Raw genomic sequence first — 18,137 nt, 5'->3', positions numbered from 1 at the left:
ATGTTGAAAAAAATTGCCCTCGCCGCTGGCTCCGTTCTGTTTGCCGCCAACCTGATGGCCGCAACACCGGCAAAGGCGCCGCACGTTCTGCTGGAAACCACCAACGGCCAGATCGAAATCGAACTGGACCCGGTCAAGGCACCGATCAGTACCAAGAACTTTCTCGAGTACGTCGACAGCGGCTTCTACAACAACACGGTTTTCCACCGCGTGATCCCGGGCTTCATGGTCCAGGGTGGTGGCTTCACCCAGGCAATGCAGCAAAAGGAAACCAAGGCACCGATCAAGAACGAGCACAACAACGGCCTGGTCAACGTTCGTGGCACCTTGTCCATGGCCCGCACCTCGGTACCGGATTCGGCCACCAGCCAGTTCTTCATCAACGTCAAGGACAACGACTTCCTCGACCAGGGTGACGGCTATGCCGTATTCGGCAAGGTGGTCAAAGGTATGGACGTGGTGGACATCATCGTCAACTCACCAACCACCGTGCGTGCCGGCATGAAAGATGTCCCGGCTGACCCGGTGTTCATCAAGTCCGCCAAGCGAATCGACTGAAACCAGGCTGGACAAGGATGTCCGAGCCGTTGCTGGCACTGCCGGCAACGCTCAAACCGTTAAAAGGAGAGCCCGTACGCGGGCGAAAAACCGATGCTTTATCGCCGCTTTGAAAAACTGATCGATATCTTCCGTGACGCGCCGACGGCGACTCCGCCGGACCGGGTTTTTCCTTTCTACACCTACTACCTCAAGCAGGTCTGGCCGAGCTTTGCCGCCCTCTTGCTTGTCGGTCTGGTGGGTGCGTTGATCGAGGTGGCACTGTTCAGCTACCTGAGCCGCATCATCGACCTGGCCCAAGGCACGCCGAACGTCGACTTCTTCAAGGAACACGGCATCGAACTGGCCTGGATGGCGGTGGTTGCGCTGGTCCTGCGCCCGGTGTTCGTCGGCCTGCATGACCTGTTGGTGCACCAGACCCTCAGCCCCAGCATGACCAGCATGATTCGCTGGCAGAACCACAGTTATGTGCTCAAACAGAGCCTGAATTTTTTCCAGAACGATTTCGCCGGCCGCATCGCCCAGCGCATCATGCAAACCGGCAACTCGTTGCGCGACTCTGCCGTACAGGCGGTGGACGCCTTGTGGCACGTGCTGATCTACGCCATCAGTTCACTTGTGCTGTTCGCCGAAGCCGACTGGCGCCTGATGATCCCGCTGCTGACCTGGATAGTCGCGTTCATCGGTGCCCTGTATTACTTCGTGCCACGGGTCAAGGAACGCTCGGTCGTGTCGTCTGACGCACGCTCCAAACTCATGGGGCGCATTGTCGATGGCTACACCAACATCACCACCCTGAAGCTGTTCGCCCACACCAATTTCGAGCAACAGTACGCCCGCGAAGCGATCAAGGAACAAACCGAAAAGGCCCAACTGGCCGGCCGCGTGGTCACCAGTATGGACGTGGTCATCACCAGCATGAACGGCATGCTGATCGTCAGCACCACCGGCCTGGCCCTGTGGTTGTGGACGCAGTCGCTGATCACCGTGGGCGCGATTGCCCTGGCCACTGGCCTGGTGATTCGTATCGTCAACATGTCCGGATGGATCATGTGGGTGGTCACGGGGATCTTCGAAAACATCGGCATGGTCCAGGACGGCCTGCAGAGCATCTCGCAACCGGTGAGCGTCACCGACCGCGACCAGGCCAAACCCCTGGCCGTGGCCCGGGGCGAAGTGCGCTTCGAGAATGTGGATTTTCATTACGGCAAGCAGAGCGGGATCATTGGCGGACTCAACCTGACCATCAAGCCCGGCGAAAAAATCGGCCTGATCGGACCGTCCGGCGCGGGCAAATCGACTTTGGTCAACCTGCTGTTGCGCCTGTATGACGTGGAAGCCGGACGCATCCTCATCGATGGTCAGAACATCGCCGACGTCAGCCAGGAAAGCCTGCGCGAACGCATCGGCATGATCACCCAGGACACCTCGCTGCTGCACCGCTCGATCCGCGACAACCTGCTGTACGGCAAGCCCGATGCCTCTGACGCCGAACTCTGGGAAGCAGTGCACAAGGCCCGCGCCGACGGGTTCATTCCTTCGTTGTCGGACGCCGAAGGTCGCCACGGTTTCGATGCCCACGTCGGTGAGCGCGGAGTGAAACTCTCCGGGGGCCAGCGCCAGCGCATCGCCATTGCCCGGGTGCTGCTCAAGGACGCGCCAATCCTGATCATGGATGAAGCCACGTCGGCGCTGGATTCGGAAGTGGAAGCGGCAATCCAGGAGAGCCTTGAAACCCTGATGCAGGGCAAGACCGTGATCGCCATCGCCCACCGGCTCTCGACCATTGCACGGATGGACCGGCTGGTGGTGCTGGAAAACGGCAAGATCGCCGAGACCGGCAGCCATGCCGAGCTGCTGGCCCATGGCGGCTTGTACGCGCGCTTGTGGCAGCACCAGACGGGTGGGTTTGTCGGCATCGACTAAATCCCGGGCTCACACGGGTCCCCTGTGGGAGCGGGCTTGCTCGCGAAGGCGGTGTGTCCGTCAACATCTGTATTGACTGGCACACCGCCTTCGCGAGCAAGCCCGCTCCCACTCCCTGTCCTGACAACAAGCCACCATGCCCATCAACCACGGGCATCGACGGTTTTTCCTGCCCACTGGAACTTTGTAAAAATCGTGCTGTACTCACCCAAGGTTCTGGAGATGGTTCTGCAGTCCATCTGCTGGATGCACAAGGCAGCAAAATCTCGAAAGGACACTCGCTCATGTCTTTGCTCAAACGTTCCGCTACAGAGTTGGTAGGTACCTTCTGGCTGGTGTTGGGTGGTTGCGGCAGTGCGGTACTGGCCGCCGCTTTCCCGGATGTCGGCATCGGTCTGCTGGGGGTTTCATTCGCGTTTGGCCTGACGGTGCTGACCATGGCCTTTGCCATCGGCCACATCTCCGGTTGCCACCTCAATCCGGCGGTGTCCCTGGGCCTGGTGGTCGGCGGACGGTTTCCGGCCAACGAACTGCCAGCCTATATCATCGCCCAGGTTATTGGCGGTGTGGTTGCAGCCGCCCTGTTGTATTTCATTGCCAGCGGCAAGCCCGGTTTCGAACTGGCCTCGGGGCTGGCGTCGAACGGCTACGGCGAACACTCACCGGGCGGCTACTCGATGGTGGCGGGATTTGTCTGTGAGCTGGTGATGACCGCCATGTTCATCCTGATCATCCTCGGCGCCACCGATAAACGTGCGCCAGCGGGGCTTGCGCCGATTGCCATTGGCCTGGCATTGACCCTGATCCACCTGATCTCGATCCCGGTCACCAACACCTCGGTCAACCCTGCTCGCAGTACCGGCCCGGCGCTGATCGTCGGCGGCTGGGCCATCCAGCAATTGTGGATGTTCTGGGTCGCCCCCCTGATTGGCGCGGCAGTCGGCGGCGTACTCTATCGCTGGCTGGGCAAGGAAGACAGCTGACCGCGGGTACTGCGAAGATCAGCCTTGCCGGTAAGGCAAGGCGGTCTTCGCTTCCTCGGCGTAGGCCAGTACCCCGACTCGCTCCTGCTGCAAAAAATCCTTCACGGCAGCCTTCAAACCCGGATGACGCAGGTAGTGCCATGAATGGGTAATGACCGGCTCGAACCCGCGAATCAGTTTGTGCTCACCTTGAGCCCCGGCATCAAAACGCTGGAAACCGTTGGCAATCGCGTAGTCCATGCCCTGGTAGAAACAGGTCTCGAAGTGCAGGCGATCAAATTCCGCCAGGCAGCCCCAATAGCGTCCGAAGAAGCTGTCGCCCCCCACCAGACTGAACGCCATCGCCACCGGGCGTGAGCCTTGTCTGGCCAGCACCACACGAATCGCCTGCGGCATGCGCTCGGCCAGCAGGCTGAAAAACTCCCGCGTCAGATACGGCATTTGCCGACGCACCGCGTAAGTATTGGCGTAGCAGGCATAGACGAAGTCCCACTGCGCCTGGTCCAGCTCCCGCCCCTCCAGCCATTCGAACTCGATGCCCTGCCCCGCCACCTGCTCACGCTCCTTGCGCATCTGTTTGCGCTTGCGCGAACTCAATGCATCGAGGAAATCCTGGAAGTCCCGATAGCCGCGATTCTGCCAGTGGTACTGGCAGCCAACGCGCTGCAGCCAGCCCGGTTGTTCGCTCAATGCAGCGTCGGTAAACGGGTCGGTAAAGTTGATGTGCGCGCTGGAGAGTCCTTCGATCTCCAGATAACCCGGCAAGCTGTTCAATAATTCGAAACCGTCTTCGAGCGTGGCGGCCAGCAAGCGCGGCCCGCTGACCGGGCTGAACGGGACTGCGGTCAGCAGCTTGGGGTAGTACTCGATGCCGGCACGCTCGCAGGCATCGGCCCAGGCGTGATCGAACACGTACTCGCCATAGGAATGCCATTTGCGGTAACTGGGCAGCGCGGCAACCAGGCGATCGCCTTCGACGTGCAGCAAATGCTCTGCCCGCCAGCCGGAATGTGGGCCAAGACTACCGCTGTCTTCCAATGCGCTCAGAAAGGCATGACGCAGAAATGGCTGATTTTCCGGCACCAGGGCGTCCCACGTTGCCGGGGCGATTTCGGACAGACTTTGCAGGCGTTGCAACGGCATCACCGTCCTCTCTTCATGACTTGGCAGCCCCGCGAGTATCGCTCATCGCCATCCATTGCACACGTGCAAAGGCATTGCAGCGCTCTAGCTCAAGGGTTCAAGCGTCTTTATATCGTCATCGACTTGCCATCACATTGCCACCGCACTGTAATAATCGATCGCGATACTGGCGCCTGTTTTTAGAGCGCCGGGTTATACCCGGCCACTGTTTTCCGTCCCTTGTTGGTCGGTTGTGTCCTGGATGGCCCAGTCATCCTTTCTCATCTTCGGAGATTGATATGCGTCTTGTTTTCACGAAAACTGCGGCGGCCGTGTGTGGCAGCCTGTTGCTGGCCATGAGTATTCCGGCCAGCGCCGCAGTCGACGCCAAACTGCTCGACATGCTCAAGGCTAACGGTTCGATCACCAACGCGCAGTACAGCGAGTTGCAAGCGGAGCTGGCCAGGGATCAGAAGGACCAGCAGATTGCCCGCCAGGCTCAGCAAGAGACCAACGAGCAAATCGCGGCCACCACGAAGAAAACCAATGAACTGAGCACCTTCGACCAGAAGCTGGCCTGGGCGGCCAAGACCCAGTTCAAGGGTGATGTTCGCTTCCGCCAGGAAAACGTGCACAACGACGGCGTGTCTAACAACAAAGACCAGGATCGCCAGCGCATTCGCGCCCGTCTGGGGGCCTTCACTGAAATCAACTCGCAAGTCGACACCGGTATCCGTATCGCCACCGGCAGCAGCGACGATGCTCGCTCCACCAACCAGGACTTGAACAACTACTTCGACAAGAAGTCGATCTGGCTGGATCTGGGTTACATCGACTACCACCCGGACGCGATCAAGAACCTGCACCTGGTGGGCGGCAAGATGCCACAACAATGGGTGAGCATGGGCGACATCATCTGGGATAGCGACATCAACCCGGAAGGTCTGGCAGTGACCTACAAGTACCCGCTGAGCGGCAGCACCGAGTTGTTCGGCAGCGCCGGTCACTACACCCTCAAGGACAACGTCGACGGTGAAGGTGTGCAGTTCAAGCACGACTTGCGCCTGTACGCCGGCCAGTTGGGTGGGCGTTTCGCGCTTACCGACGACCTGAAAATGACCCTGGGCGGCAGTCTCTACGCCTACGATAACGATGACAGCAGCGCCTGCCCTACCAGCGGCACCGCAACTTCGCCGTGCGCACTGGCCGTCAACGGCAACAGCCCGGGCGAGCAGTTCAAGTTGTACGAAGGTTTTGGCCAGCTGGACATCGGCGGCCTGCCAATGCCGCTCTCGCTATACGGTCAGATCGTCAACAACAACGACGCCAGCAACGACCAGGACACTGCCTGGCTGGCCGGCGTCAAGACCAAGGTCTACGGCTTCGCACTCGACTACAACTACCGCGATGTACAGCGTAACGCGGTGGTCGGTGCCTTCACCGACTCCGACTTTGCCAATGGTTACACCGGTTCGCGCGGCCACAAGCTGAAAGCGAGCTACGAGCTGGACAAAAACTTCACCCTGGGCGCCACGTACTTCCTGGCTAACTCCGACTACACCAACGCCAGCAGCAACCAGAAAGATTCGGACATCAATACCTTGCAACTGGATGCCGAAGCGAAGTTCTGATTCACCCCGCTACATGACCCGGTCAAGGAAGCCCGGGTCGCACCCACAGCCTGACGTTGGTCTATCGGTCCCCATCATCCTCCGATAGGTCAACGCCGGGCTGTTTCTATTTGGGACAAACCTCTCCTGTAGGAGCGAGCAAGCTCCTACAACAACTCAGCGTTTACGCAACAACACGCTGCCAATCGAATAACCCGCGCCAAACGAACTCAGCACGGCCAGCGAGCCGGCGGCCAGGTCGTCCTGGTTTTTGTGGAACGCAATCACCGAACCTGCGGAACTGGTGTTGGCGTAGGTGTCGAGAATCACCGGCGCTTCCTGTTCGGTGGCGTCGCGACCGAGCAGTTTCTTCACGATCAGGTGGTTCATGCTGAGGTTGGCCTGGTGCAGCCAGAAGCGCTGCACGTCGCTGACGTTCAACTGGTTCTCTTCCAGATGGGTAGCGATCAGTTCGGCGACCATAGGGCAGACATCGCGGAATACCTTGCGGCCTTCCTGCACGAACAGTTTGTCCTTGGCACCAATGCCCTCTTCCGCAGCGCGGTTGAGGAAACCGAAGTTGTTGCGGATGTTGTTCGAGAACTTGGTCAGCAGCTTGGTGCTGACGATGTCGAACTGGTACTTGGACGTGGCCAGGTCGGCGCGCTCGATGATCACCGCCGTCGCGGCATCGCCGAAGATGAAGTGGCTGTCGCGATCGCGGAAATTCAGGTGGCCGGTGCAGACCTCCGGGTTGACCATCAGGATCGCCCGGGCCTGGCCCAGTTGCACGCTGTTGGCGGCGGTCTGGATGCCGAAAGTCGCCGAGGAGCACGCCACGTTCATGTCGAAACCGAACCCCTGGATGCCCAGCGCTTCCTGCAATTCGATGGCAATGGCCGGGTAGGCCCGCTGCAGGTTGGAGCAGGCGACGATGACGCCGTCGATATCCGCGGCAGTCTTGCCGGCGCGTTGCAAGGCTTGTTCGGCAGCGCCGATGGCCATCTGACAGAGCACCGACCACTCATCGTTCGAACGCTCGGGCAGGCGTGGGGCCATGCGTTGCGGATCGAGAATGCCTTCCTTGTCCATGACAAAGCGGCTCTTGATGCCGGAAGCTTTTTCGATGAATGCCGCACTGGACTCGGTCAAGGCCTCGACTTCGCCACGCGCGATGGCGTCGGCGTTGTCGGCATTGAACTGGGCGACGTAAGTATTGAAAGACTGCACCAGCTCTTCGTTGGAGATGCTATTGGCCGGGGTGTAGAGGCCGGTGCCGCTGATGACGACGTTATGCATGGTCGTGTCTCTAATCTGTTCAGGCAGAAAGCATTGGCACCGACGTACCAACACACAAGGGGTCTATTCCCATCCAGGGGACGCAAACCTGGCATCGCTTTATCCGACCTGCCCGCAGCCGCGAAGGCTCTAAACCGAGGGGCCGGTATTTATAGGCGCGAAGTTTGCCATAAACGTCAGGTTTTCGCCCCTTTTGCGCGAGCAAACACCTACTTGTGTGGACTTATTTGGTGAAGGCCGATATGGGGTGAAGGGGCTTGTGTGGCGAGGGGGCTTGTCCGACCGCCGCACCGCCCCGTTCGGCTGCGAAGCAGGCGTAAACCTGCGCACTCGATGAAACCGATACACCGACGTCACAGGTTTTGGGCCGGCTTCGCCTCCCGGCGGGGCGGTGCGGCGGTCGGACAAGCCCCTCGCCACAGGCCCCACTCCACAAGGGTTAAGGCTCGACTTGTGCCCACTGCTTGTTCAGACGCTTGTCGGAAATCGGCACCTTGGTCCCCAGTTGCTGGGCGAACAGTGAAACCCGGTATTCCTCCAGCCACCAGCGATACAGCTCCAGCTGCGGGTCGCGCTTGCCTTCCTGGGCGTGCTTGCTGGCGCGGGCCTGGTATTGGCTCCAGAGTCCGGACAGCTCGCCGCTCCAGACCCGGTCCCGCTGGACCTGAGCACCGATTTTTTCGAAACGCTGCTCGACTGCTTTCAGATAACGCGGCAACTCCTTGAGCCACTGCATCGGCGTTTCCCGGACAAAACCCGGATACACCAGATGACTCAATTGCTGCTTGATGTCGTTCAGGGCCACAGCTTGCGCCAGGTCGATCTTGCCCTTGAAGCGCTTTTGCAGACCGTGCCAGAGCTTGAGGATTTCCAGGGTCAGTTTCGCCAGCCGCTCGGCGTGCTCGGTCCAGGCCCCGCGCTTGCGCTCGGCCAATGACGCCAGTCCGGCACCGTCACGAGGCAGCGGATCTTCACCGTCGAGAATACAGCTGTCGAGGCTGGCCAGCAGAATGTCTTCCACCAGCGCATCGACACGCCCCATGTCGCGGTACAGCAGGCCCAGGTCAGTCAGGCCCGGTAACTTGCTACGCAGGAACTTCGCCGGTTCAGCCAACTGCTGCAGCAACAAGCGCTGCAAGGCGCGGCGATGCTGGAACTCGGCCTCGGCCGGCGTCGAGAAGCGTCCTTCCTTGACCGTGCCGGCCTCTTCCACCAGTGCCGGATACACCGTCATCGACAGCCCGGCAATCTTCTGTTGGGTTTTTTCCGCCACGGCGGCAAACACTTTCGGCTCGACCGGCTGCTGGCTTTTCGCGGTTTGCGGCACGGCCAAGGCGGCTTGGCTGGCTTCGGCGAAGCGCGCAGTGAGTTCGGCGAGGTCGCGGCCTTCGCCGAGGAACTTGCCCTGGGCGTCGACAATTTCCAGGTTCATCCGCAGATGGTTTTCCACCTGCTGCTCAGCTTCTGCCCAGGCTTCGTCGCTGACCCGTGCCCCGGTCATGCGCAGCAACTCGCGTCCCAGCGCCTGGGGCAGCGAACCCTCGGCGAAGGTCATGCGTTGCAAGGCGGCCTTGACGAAGTCCGGCACCGGCACGAAATTCTTGCGCAAGGCCTTGGGCAGGTTGCGCACCAGGGCGATGCACTTGGCCTCGATCACCCCCGGCACCAGCCATTCCAGACGCTCCGGCGGCAGCATCGGCAGCAGCGGCGCCGGTACCCGCAGAGTCACGCCGTCGCGCGGATGATTGGGTTCGAAGTGGTAGCTCAAGGCCAATTCCAGATCACCGATGTGCAGGGTGTCCGGGTAATGCAGGGCGGTGACTTCACTGGCTTCGCGGGCCAGCACGTCTTCCTCGCGCATGATCAGCAACTGCGGGTCTTTCTGGCTGTTGATCCGGTACCAGGCGTCAAAGGTCGCGGTCTGGTGGATCTCTGCCGGCAACCGTGCGTCGTAGAAGGCAAACAGGGTTTCTTCGTCGGCGAGAATGTCGCGACGGCGGGCCTTGGCTTCCAGTTCGTCGAGTTGCTCCAGCAACTGTTTATTGGCCGTCAGGCATTTGGCCTTGGACTGAATCTCGCCACGTACCAGGGCTTCGCGGATGAACAGTTCGCGCGACACCACCGGGTCGACCGGGCCGTAATGCACCGGCCGGCGACCGACAACGATCAGCCCGAACAAGGTGATCTGCTCGAACGCCACCACCTGCCCGCGCTTCTTCTCCCAATGGGGTTCGAAGTGGTTTTTCTTGATAAGGTGCCCGGCCAGCGGCTCGATCCAGTCGGCATCGATCTTGGCCACCATGCGCGCGTAGAGCTTGGTGGTTTCCACCAGTTCAGCGGTCATCAGCCATTGCGGGCGCTTCTTGCCGATTCCTGACGACGGGTGAATCCAGAAGCGTCGTTGACGGGCGCCGAGGTAATCGCCGTCTTCGGTTTTCTGGCCGATCTGGCTGAGTAGCCCCACCAGCACGGCCTTGTGCAGTTTCGGGTAGTCCGCCGGTTCCTTGTTGAGGCTCAGCTGCATGTCACGACAGATCAGGCTCAACTGGCGATGGGAATCACGCCATTCGCGCAGGCGCAGATAATTGAGGAAGTTCTTGCGGCACCAGTTGCGCAGCGGGTTGGCGGTCAATGCCTGGCGCTGTTCCTCGAAACCGCGCCATAGATTGACCAGCCCGGCGAAGTCCGAGTCGGCGTCTTTCCATTGGGCGTGGGCCTGGTCGGCCGCCTGCTGACGCTCCGGCGGACGCTCGCGCGGGTCCTGGATCGACATGGCGCTGGCGACGATCAGGACTTCCTGCAGGCTGCCGAGTTTCGCCGCTTCAAGCAGCATGCGGCCCATGCGCGGGTCTACCGGCAGCCGCGCCAGTTGCCGTCCGAGCGGGGTCAGCTGGCTGTTGCGGTCCACCGCCGAGAGTTCTTGCAGCAGGTTGAAACCGTCACTGATGGCCTTGCCATCCGGCGGCTCGATGAACGGAAACGCGGTGATTTCACCGAGGCGCAGATGCAGCATCTGCAAAATAACCGCCGCGAGGTTGGTACGCAGGATCTCCGGATCGGTGAATTCCGGGCGACCGAGAAAATCCTCTTCGCTGTACAGGCGCACGCAGATACCCGGCTCGACCCGCCCGCAACGGCCCTTGCGCTGGTTGGCGCTGGCCTGGGAAATCGCTTCGATGGGCAGGCGCTGGACCTTGGCGCGGTAGCTGTAGCGGCTGATGCGCGCGGTGCCGCTGTCGATCACGTAACGGATACCCGGCACGGTCAACGAGGTTTCCGCGACGTTGGTTGCCAAGACGACGCGTCGGCCGGGGTGCGACTGGAAAATCCGCTGCTGTTCGGCCGGCGACAAACGCGCGTACAGCGGCAGAATCTCGGTGTGCTTGAGCTGGGCCTTGCGCAGCATGTCGGCAGCGTCGCGAATCTCCCGCTCGCCGGGCAAAAACACCAGCACGTCACCGGGACTGCGGCGTTCGCTGCGCTCGAAAGCGGCGATTTCGTCGAGGGTGGCAAGGATCGCCTGATCCACGGTCAGGTCGTCCTCGACACGGTTGCCCTCTTCGTCCTGCTCCAGGGTCAGCGGGCGATACCAGGTGTCCACCGGGAAGGTACGCCCGGAGACTTCGACAATCGGCGCATCGTCGAAGTGCTTGGAGAAGCGCTCCAGGTCGATGGTCGCCGAGGTGATGATGACTTTCAGATCCGGACGGCGCGGCAGCAGGGTTTTCAGGTAACCGAGCAGGAAGTCGATGTTGAGGCTGCGTTCGTGGGCTTCGTCGACGATGATCGTGTCGTAGCGCTCCAGATAGCGGTCGTTCTGGGTTTCCGCCAGCAGGATGCCGTCGGTCATCAGTTTGATCAGCGTGTTGGAGTCGCTCTGATCCTCAAAGCGCACCTGATATCCAACCAGCGCGCCCAATGGCGTGCCCAGTTCCTCGGCAACCCGGCTGGCGACGCTGCGCGCGGCAATTCGGCGCGGCTGGGTGTGGCCGATCAGGCCATGCTGGCCGCGGCCGATCTCCAGGCAGATCTTTGGCAACTGGGTGGTTTTGCCCGACCCGGTTTCACCGGCAATGATCAACACCTGATGCTTTTCCAGTGCCTTCTTGATTTCGTCGCGCTTGGCGGCGATTGGCAGGCTGTCGTCGTAACGAATCACCGGCAGGCTGGCCTTGCGCGCCAGCACCTGATCACAGGAGGCTTGCATGCGCGAAACCCACTGGGCCAGCTTGGCGTCGTCGGGTTTCTTGCGCAGCTCAAGCAGTTGCCGCCGCAGCCGGTGGCGGTCGGCGAGCATGGCGTGATCGAGGTTTTTCAGCAGTTTGTCGATGGAGGGCGATTCGTCGGTCATCGGGTACGCAATTCAGTCGTCTAGTGGCGCAGGTTGCGGATTGTCGCAGATTTGGGGGATTTGTGGCGTGTCAGGGGGATTGCTACCCTCACCCCAGCCCTCTCCCGGAGGGAGAGGGGGCCGATTGTGGGTTGCTTTAGACGTGCATCGACCTGCGAGTGCTTTGTTGAATCCATTATTGCCAAGACTGCAGAAGCACATCGACTGTTGGGTGCTTTGTTGAATCCATTATTGCCAAGACAGCAGAGTACATCGCCCTTTGAGTGCTTTGCCGAATCCATTATTGCCAAGACTTCAGAAGCACATCGACTGTCCGGGTGCTTTACCGAATCCATAATCGCCAAGGTCTTTCAGGTCGATGTTTGACACAAGACGCCTCGGTCGGCCCCCTCTCCCCCCGGGAAAGGGCTGGGGTAGGTTGCTTTAGACGTGCATCGACCTGCGAGTGCTTTGTTGAATCCATTATTGCCAAGACTTCAGAAGCACATCGACTGTCCGGATGCTTTACCGAATCCATAATCGCCAAGGTCTTTCAGGTCGATGTTTGACGCAAGACGCCTCGGTCGGCCCCCTCTCCCCCCGGGAGAGGGCTGGGGTGAGGGGGGGTTCTTGAATACCTACTCGCTATCCAACCCCTTGCGCCGATAAGGAAACACATCAATCACCTTCCCTGCCCGAATCGCCTCTTGCAGGCTCTTCCAGTAATCGGCGTTATACAACTCGCCATGCAACTGATCGAACAACTTGCGCTGCCCCGAATCAGCAAACAAAAACGGCGGAAATTCCTCCGGGAACACATCCAGCGGCCCGATCGAATACCAGGGCTCAGAGGCCATTTCATCTTCCGGTGTACGCGGCTGCGGAATGTATCGGAAGTTGGCTTCGGTCAGGAAGCAGATCTCGTCATAGTCGTAGAACACCACGCGCCCATGGCGGGTGACGCCAAAGTTTTTCAGCAGCATGTCGCCGGGAAAGATGTTCGCCGCCGCCAGTTGCTTGATCGCCAGGCCGTAGTCTTCCAGCGCTTCGTGCACCTGCGCCTCGTTGGCGTTTTCCAGATACAGGTTCAGCGGGGTCATGCGCCGCTCGGTCCAGCAGTGGCGAATCAGCACCGTGTCGCCTTCCACCGACACCGTGGACGGCGCGACTTCCAGCAGCTCCTCCAGGCACGCCGGGTCGAACTTGCTCAACGGGAAACGGAAGTCGGCGAACTCCTGGGTATCGGCCATGCGCCCCACGCGGTCGACGCTCTTCACCAGGCGGTACTTCTCGATCACCGTGGCACGGTCGACGTTTTTTGACGGCGAGAAACGGTCCTTGATGATTTTGAATACGGTGTTGAAACCCGGCAGGGTAAACACGCTCATGACCATGCCGCGCACGCCGGGGGCCATGATGAACTGGTCGTCGGTGTTGGCCAGGTGGTTGATCAGTGCCCGGTAGAATTCGGACTTGCCGTGTTTGTAGAAACCTATCGAAGTGTACAGCTCGGCAATGTGCTTGCCCGGCAGGATGCGCTTGAGGAAGCCAATGAATTCCGCCGGCACTGGCACGTCCACCATGAAATACGAGCGGGTAAACGAGAAAATGATCGACACATCGGCTTCATCGGTGATCAGTGCATCGATCTGAATCCCGCGACCTTCGCGGTGCAACAGCGGAATCACCAGCGGCCACTGCTCATCGGCGGTGTAGATGCGCCCCACCAGGTACGCGCCCTTGTTGCGATAGAGTACCGACGAAAACAGCTCGACACTCAGCTCGGGGTCCTTGCACACCCAGTCCGGCAGGTTCTCGCGCAGCTGCGCTTCGAGACGGCGCAGGTCGCCGGACAAATCGGCGTACGCCTCGCTGAAACGGTAGTCGGCGAAGATGCTCGCCAGCATCGCCGACAGCTGGCCCTGGGGTTTATAGGTACGGGTTTGCGCAGCACGGGCACGACGCAGGCTCGGCCGGGTGGTGTGGATGAACATGCAGCCATCGCTGATCAGGTCGTGGCTGAACAGGCCGCAGAAAATCGAGTTGTACCAGGTTTCGGACAGCTCATCGTCGAAGCGCAGGTCGATCAGGGTGATGTAGGCGCTTTTGACCAGCGGCCAGCAGCTTACGTCCAGCGTATCGGCATCAAACGCGGTGCGCAGCCGCTCCACCGTTTCGCCGACTTTTTCTTCGTAAAGGTTGATCCGTGCCGCCGACGCCGATTGCGTCTCCTGCCAGAGAGCCTGCTCGAAGCGGGCCCGGGCGCCGTCGGTGATCTGACGGAAATGCTCGCGGTAATCGTCAAAGCCATCGAGAACCATTCGGGCGATGTCGGCGGCTGGCCATTGCTGCGCCATGGTGAGACCTCTGCGGGAATTCGGGAGCCCTGAGCTTAGCCAGTGAAGCGGGTGCAGGAGAAGCGTAATTTTTGTGCCTTCGCGTCGTCGACACCCTGAAGAGTTAAATGCCCGGATTTCGGTTGCCATCGATCACACACTCGGCAACACTTTCGCCCCTCCCCCCAGGAAGGACCGCGCAGTGAACCCCGTCGATATATTTCGTTTACTGTCCCTGGCGGCCATTTGGGGGGCGAGCTTTCTGTTCATGCGCATCATCGCCCCGGTGATCGGCAGCATTCCTACCGCTTTTTTCCGTGTATCGATCGCCGCCGCCGGACTGTTGGTGATACTGGGGCTGATGCGTGTCAGCTGGGATTTCAAGGGCAAACTCAAAACCGTGATGCTGCTCGGGGTGATCAACTCCGGGATTCCGGCGACCCTCTATTCGGTGGCCGCGCAGGTGTTGCCAGCCGGTTACTCGTCGATTTTCAATGCCACGACCCCCTTGATGGGCGTGCTGATCGGCGGCCTGTTTTTCCATGAAAGGCTCACTGGCGCCAAACTCGGCGGTGTGTTCCTGGGGCTGTTCGGCGTGGGCGTGCTGACCCGTGCCGGTCCGGTGGCGTTCGATATGAAACTGCTGATGGGTGCCGTCGCCTGCCTGCTCGCGACCACTTGCTACGGATTTGCGGGGTTTCTGGCCCGCCGCTGGCTCGATCAGGCCGGTGGGCTCGACAGTCGTCTTTCAGCGCTGGGCAGCATGCTGGGGGCAACCCTGTTGCTGCTGCCGTTGTTCGGTTACAGCGTAATCACCCAGCCACCGACGAGCTGGGGCGGCTGGAATGTCTGGTTGTCGTTGCTGGGCCTGGGCCTGGGCTGCACGGCGTTTGCGTACATTATTTACTTCCGGCTCCTGAGCTCGATTGGTCCGGTGAAATCGATGACCACGACCTTTTTGATTCCGCTGTTCGGCGTGTTGTGGGGAGCGCTGTTTCTCGATGAGCCACTGTCCATGGCGCATATTTATGGGGGGTTGTTGATTGCGCTGGCGTTGTGGATGGTGTTGAAGCCGACGGTGGTGAAAGTGGCTAAGGTATCGACCCGGTAGTGCTGCGGTGCTTGCGACATTGTCTTCGCGAGCAAGCCCGTTCCCACATTGGATCTCATGTGAACGCGATATCTGTGATCACTGAGATCAACTGTGGGAGCGGGCTTGCCCGCGAAAGCGTCAGCTCAGGCACTACAAAGCCGAAGCACTCATCTCCCCATCCACCAACCGCTCAATCCCCAGCGGATTGGCATCCTGCAATGCCTCTGGCAGCAGCGCATCCGGATAATTCTGGAAGCACACCGGTCGCAGGAACCTGTCGATAGCCAGCGTCCCGACCGACGTGCCCCGCGAGTCCGAAGTCGCCGGATATGGCCCGCCATGCACCATCGCCTCGCACACCTCGACCCCGGTCGGATAGCCGTTGAGCAGAATCCGCCCGACCTTCTCCTGCAATACCTCCGCCAACCAGCGGTACTCCAGTAACTCGTCGGCCTCGCCAATCAGCGTCGCCGTCAGTTGCCCGCGCAGGCCGTGCAGCGCCGCCGCCAACTGCGCCCGATCTTCAACTTCAATAACGATAGTGGTCGGCCCGAACACTTCCTCCTGAAGCAGATCATCGCCCTTGAGCAACAGACTGACATCGGCCTTGAACACCTGCGGTTGCGCCTGATTGCCCTGCTGCGGCTTGCCCGCCAGGTGCATCAGGCCCGGATGCTCGTGCAATTCACCCAGCCCCCGGCTGTAGCTGGCCAGTGTGCCGGCGTTGAGCATGGTTTGTGGCGGCTGCTGGTTCATGCTGGCGCAAAAGGTTTCGAGAAAGGTGCTGAACTGCGGCGAACGCAGGCCAATGACCAGGCCAGGATTGGTACAGAACTGCCCGCAGCCCTGGGTCACCGAAGCGGCCAGTTGCGCGGCGATCTGCTCGCCCCGCACCTTGAGCGCCTCGGGCAACAAAAACACCGGGTTGATGCTCGACATCTCGGCGAACACCGGAATCGGTTGCGCCCGGTTCGCGGCCATGTGGCTCAAGGCATTACCGCCCTTGAGCGAGCCGGTGAAGCCCACGGCCTGGATCGCCGGATGCTTGACCAGCCACTCACCCACTCCACCGCCATAGATCATGTTGAACACACCGGCCGGCATCTGCGTGCGCTCGGCGGCGCGAATGATTGCGTCCGCCACCCACTCGGCGGTCGCCATGTGGCCGCCGTGGGCCTTGAACACCACCGGGCAACCGGCGGCCAGCGCCGAAGCGGTATCGCCACCGGCGGTGGAGAACGCCAGCGGAAAGTTGCTGGCGCCGAACACCGCCACCGGCCCCAGGGCGATGCGGTACTGACGCAGGTCCGGACGCGGCAACGGCTGACGCTCCGGTAACGCCCGGTCGATGCGCGCGCCGTAGAAATCGCCGCGCCGCAGCACCTTGGCAAACAAACGCAATTGGCCGCTGGTGCGCCCGCGCTCACCCTGGATACGTCCGGCAGGCAACGCGGTTTCGCGGCAGACCGTGGCGACGAAATCATCACCGAGGGCATCGATTTCATCGGCAATGGCATCGAGGAATCGTGCGCGTTTTTCTGCGCTGAGGTTACGGTAGATCGGGTAGGCCGCAGCGGCGGCTTTGGCGGCGGCGTCCACTTCGGCTTCGGATGCCTGGAAGAATGTGCCGGGCAGTGGTTCACCGGTGGTAGCGTCGATACTTTGCAGTTGCGAGGTGCCGTTGGCGCTGCGACGGCCGCCGATGTAGTTGTGTCCGAGTGGCGTGGTCATGTGGAGATCCTTAGTCAGGTGACTGACCGAAGATTCGTGGGGTGTTCAAGAGTCACCCCTCACCCCAACCCTCTCCCCAAAGGGGAGAGGGGAAAGGGAGCCGATCTTCGTGTTGTTCAACATTGCGTTCGACTCAGAACCTGTGTTCAGAGCACGCGAACTTGTCCGATCGGCAGCGGCTGGGCGCTTTCGCCTATGCCGTTGATCAGCGGTGCACCGAACTCATCCAGGCTGATCTGGAAGCGATCCCCCGGCTGGGTCTTTACACCGTCGGCAAACGACAGCGTGGCAGTGCCGAAGTAATGCACGTGGACATCACCCGGGCGCAAGAACTGCGAGTATTTGAAGTGGTGGAATTCGAGGTTGGCGAGGCTGTGGCACATGTTGTCTTCGCCGCTGAGAAACTCCTTTTCCCAGATCGTTTCGCCGTTGCGTTTGATCCGGCTGGTGCCGACCAGGTGCCTGGGCAACTCACCGATGCGCAACTCCGGACCGTAGGAGCAATAACGCAGCTTCGAATGCGCCAGGTACAGGTAGTTGCGCCGCTCCATCACATGGTCGGAGAACTCGTTGCCCAGCGCATAACCAACGCGATACGGCTGGCCGTCATCGCCAATCACGTAGAGCCCGGTCAGCTCCGGTTCTTCGCCGGCGTCTTCGGCAAACGGCGGCACCGGAAAATCCTCACCGGGGCGCACGACGATACTGCCGTCGCCCTTGTAGAACCATTCCGGTTGCGCGCCTACCTGCCCCGCCGCCGGTTTGCCGCCCTCCAGGCCCCATTTGAAGATGCGCATGGTGTCGGTCATGCCGATTTCTACGGCGCCGTCCTGCTGGTGCATTTTGTCCCGTGCCGAGGCGCTGCCCAGGTGGGTCAGGCCGGTGCCGCTGATCAGGCAATGGGCCGGGTCTTCGTGATCCAGCGGTGGCAAAACGCAGCGCTGCTGCAATAACCGCGCGTAATCGGGCCCGGGCTCGGTGCCGCGCTGCGCGACTTCTTCTTGCAGGCTGCGTTTGCCGCGGATCGCCGCGAGTGCCAGTTCGCGGGTGCTGCGGGTGTCGCGCAGCACCTGGACCTGTGCCCCGTCGACGAGTCCGACCTGACGTTGTCCGGCAGTATTTTCGAATTGAATCAGGCGCATGTCGGCC

General features: G+C 60.8%; 11 protein-coding genes. 5 read left to right on the top strand and 6 right to left on the bottom strand.

Annotation, left to right across the window (positions count from 1 at the left end):
- The 3 genes from ASE98_RS10535 to aqpZ all read left to right on the top strand — a co-directional run bounded on the left by ASE98_RS10535 (position 1) and on the right by aqpZ (position 3,467).
- Entirely contained in the window at positions 1-558 is a 558-nt protein-coding gene (locus ASE98_RS10535) for a peptidylprolyl isomerase (protein ID WP_060541307.1), read from the top strand.
- 93 nt (positions 559-651) lie between these two features.
- Entirely contained in the window at positions 652-2,484 is a 1,833-nt protein-coding gene (locus ASE98_RS10530) for an ABC transporter ATP-binding protein (protein WP_060541306.1), read from the top strand.
- A 284-nt stretch (positions 2,485-2,768) separates the two neighbouring features.
- Positions 2,769-3,467, top strand: a complete 699-nt coding sequence (gene aqpZ / locus ASE98_RS10525; RefSeq protein WP_060541305.1) for an aquaporin Z — start codon at positions 2,769-2,771, stop codon at positions 3,465-3,467.
- 18 nt (positions 3,468-3,485) lie between these two features.
- On the opposite strand, the gene ASE98_RS10520 is transcribed toward aqpZ, so the two are convergent.
- Positions 3,486-4,610, bottom strand: coding sequence for a GNAT family N-acetyltransferase (locus ASE98_RS10520; protein WP_060541304.1), 1,125 nt, complete (start codon positions 4,608-4,610; stop codon positions 3,486-3,488).
- Positions 4,611-4,888: 278 nt separating this feature from the next.
- Here ASE98_RS10520 and ASE98_RS10515 point away from each other — a divergent pair, with 278 nt between their 5' ends.
- On the top strand, positions 4,889-6,220 hold the full coding sequence (locus ASE98_RS10515; RefSeq protein WP_060541303.1) for a putative porin: 1,332 nt from the start codon (positions 4,889-4,891) through the stop codon (positions 6,218-6,220).
- 156 nt (positions 6,221-6,376) lie between these two features.
- Here the strand turns inward: ASE98_RS10515 and ASE98_RS10510 are convergent, their stop codons facing one another.
- From ASE98_RS10510 to aceK, 3 genes are all read right to left on the bottom strand, one after another.
- Positions 6,377-7,498, bottom strand: coding sequence for a beta-ketoacyl-ACP synthase III (locus ASE98_RS10510; RefSeq protein WP_060541302.1), 1,122 nt, complete (start codon positions 7,496-7,498; stop codon positions 6,377-6,379).
- 439 nt (positions 7,499-7,937) lie between these two features.
- Positions 7,938-11,849: an ATP-dependent RNA helicase HrpA gene (hrpA, locus tag ASE98_RS10505; protein WP_060541301.1), complete on the bottom strand. Its 3,912-nt coding sequence runs from the start codon at positions 11,847-11,849 to the stop codon at positions 7,938-7,940.
- A 617-nt stretch (positions 11,850-12,466) separates the two neighbouring features.
- Positions 12,467-14,185 (bottom strand): bifunctional isocitrate dehydrogenase kinase/phosphatase, encoded by a 1,719-nt coding sequence (gene aceK / locus ASE98_RS10500; RefSeq protein ID WP_060541300.1) that lies wholly within the window; start codon positions 14,183-14,185, stop codon positions 12,467-12,469.
- Positions 14,186-14,366: 181 nt separating this feature from the next.
- On the opposite strand from aceK, the gene ASE98_RS10495 reads away from it, so the two are divergent.
- The gene (locus ASE98_RS10495) at positions 14,367-15,275 is read left to right on the top strand and encodes a DMT family transporter (RefSeq protein ID WP_060541299.1); all 909 of its coding nucleotides are present in this window, start codon (positions 14,367-14,369) and stop codon (positions 15,273-15,275) included.
- A 132-nt stretch (positions 15,276-15,407) separates the two neighbouring features.
- Here the strand turns inward: ASE98_RS10495 and ASE98_RS10490 are convergent, their stop codons facing one another.
- The gene (locus tag ASE98_RS10490; protein ID WP_060541298.1) at positions 15,408-16,988 is read right to left on the bottom strand and encodes an aldehyde dehydrogenase (NADP(+)); all 1,581 of its coding nucleotides are present in this window, start codon (positions 16,986-16,988) and stop codon (positions 15,408-15,410) included.
- A 146-nt stretch (positions 16,989-17,134) separates the two neighbouring features.
- Complete coding sequence (gene araD1 / locus ASE98_RS10485) at positions 17,135-18,130, bottom strand: AraD1 family protein (protein WP_060541297.1); 996 nt, start codon at positions 18,128-18,130, stop codon at positions 17,135-17,137.
- Positions 18,131-18,137: the final 7 nt, after the last annotated feature.

The organism is Pseudomonas sp. Leaf48 (assembly GCF_001421885.1).
Classification (GTDB): domain Bacteria; phylum Pseudomonadota; class Gammaproteobacteria; order Pseudomonadales; family Pseudomonadaceae; genus Aquipseudomonas.
The sequence above is the reverse complement of the archived record's forward strand: the minus strand, read 5'-3'. Positions and strand labels throughout refer to the sequence as shown.

Excerpts from the sequence above, each read along its gene's own strand:
- araD1 (WP_060541297.1), bottom strand. The coding sequence starts at position 18,130 with ATGCGCCTGATTCAATTCGAAAATACTGCCGGACAACGTCAGGTCGGA.
- aceK (WP_060541300.1), bottom strand. The coding sequence starts at position 14,185 with ATGGCGCAGCAATGGCCAGCCGCCGACATCGCCCGAATGGTTCTCGAT.
- ASE98_RS10520 (WP_060541304.1), bottom strand. The coding sequence starts at position 4,610 with ATGCCGTTGCAACGCCTGCAAAGTCTGTCCGAAATCGCCCCGGCAACG.
- aqpZ (WP_060541305.1), top strand. The coding sequence starts at position 2,769 with ATGTCTTTGCTCAAACGTTCCGCTACAGAGTTGGTAGGTACCTTCTGG.
- ASE98_RS10515 (WP_060541303.1), top strand. The coding sequence starts at position 4,889 with ATGCGTCTTGTTTTCACGAAAACTGCGGCGGCCGTGTGTGGCAGCCTG.
- ASE98_RS10490 (WP_060541298.1), bottom strand. The coding sequence starts at position 16,988 with ATGACCACGCCACTCGGACACAACTACATCGGCGGCCGTCGCAGCGCC.
- ASE98_RS10510 (WP_060541302.1), bottom strand. The coding sequence starts at position 7,498 with ATGCATAACGTCGTCATCAGCGGCACCGGCCTCTACACCCCGGCCAAT.
- ASE98_RS10535 (WP_060541307.1), top strand. The coding sequence starts at position 1 with ATGTTGAAAAAAATTGCCCTCGCCGCTGGCTCCGTTCTGTTTGCCGCC.
- hrpA (WP_060541301.1), bottom strand. The coding sequence starts at position 11,849 with ATGACCGACGAATCGCCCTCCATCGACAAACTGCTGAAAAACCTCGAT.
- ASE98_RS10530 (WP_060541306.1), top strand. The coding sequence starts at position 652 with ATGCTTTATCGCCGCTTTGAAAAACTGATCGATATCTTCCGTGACGCG.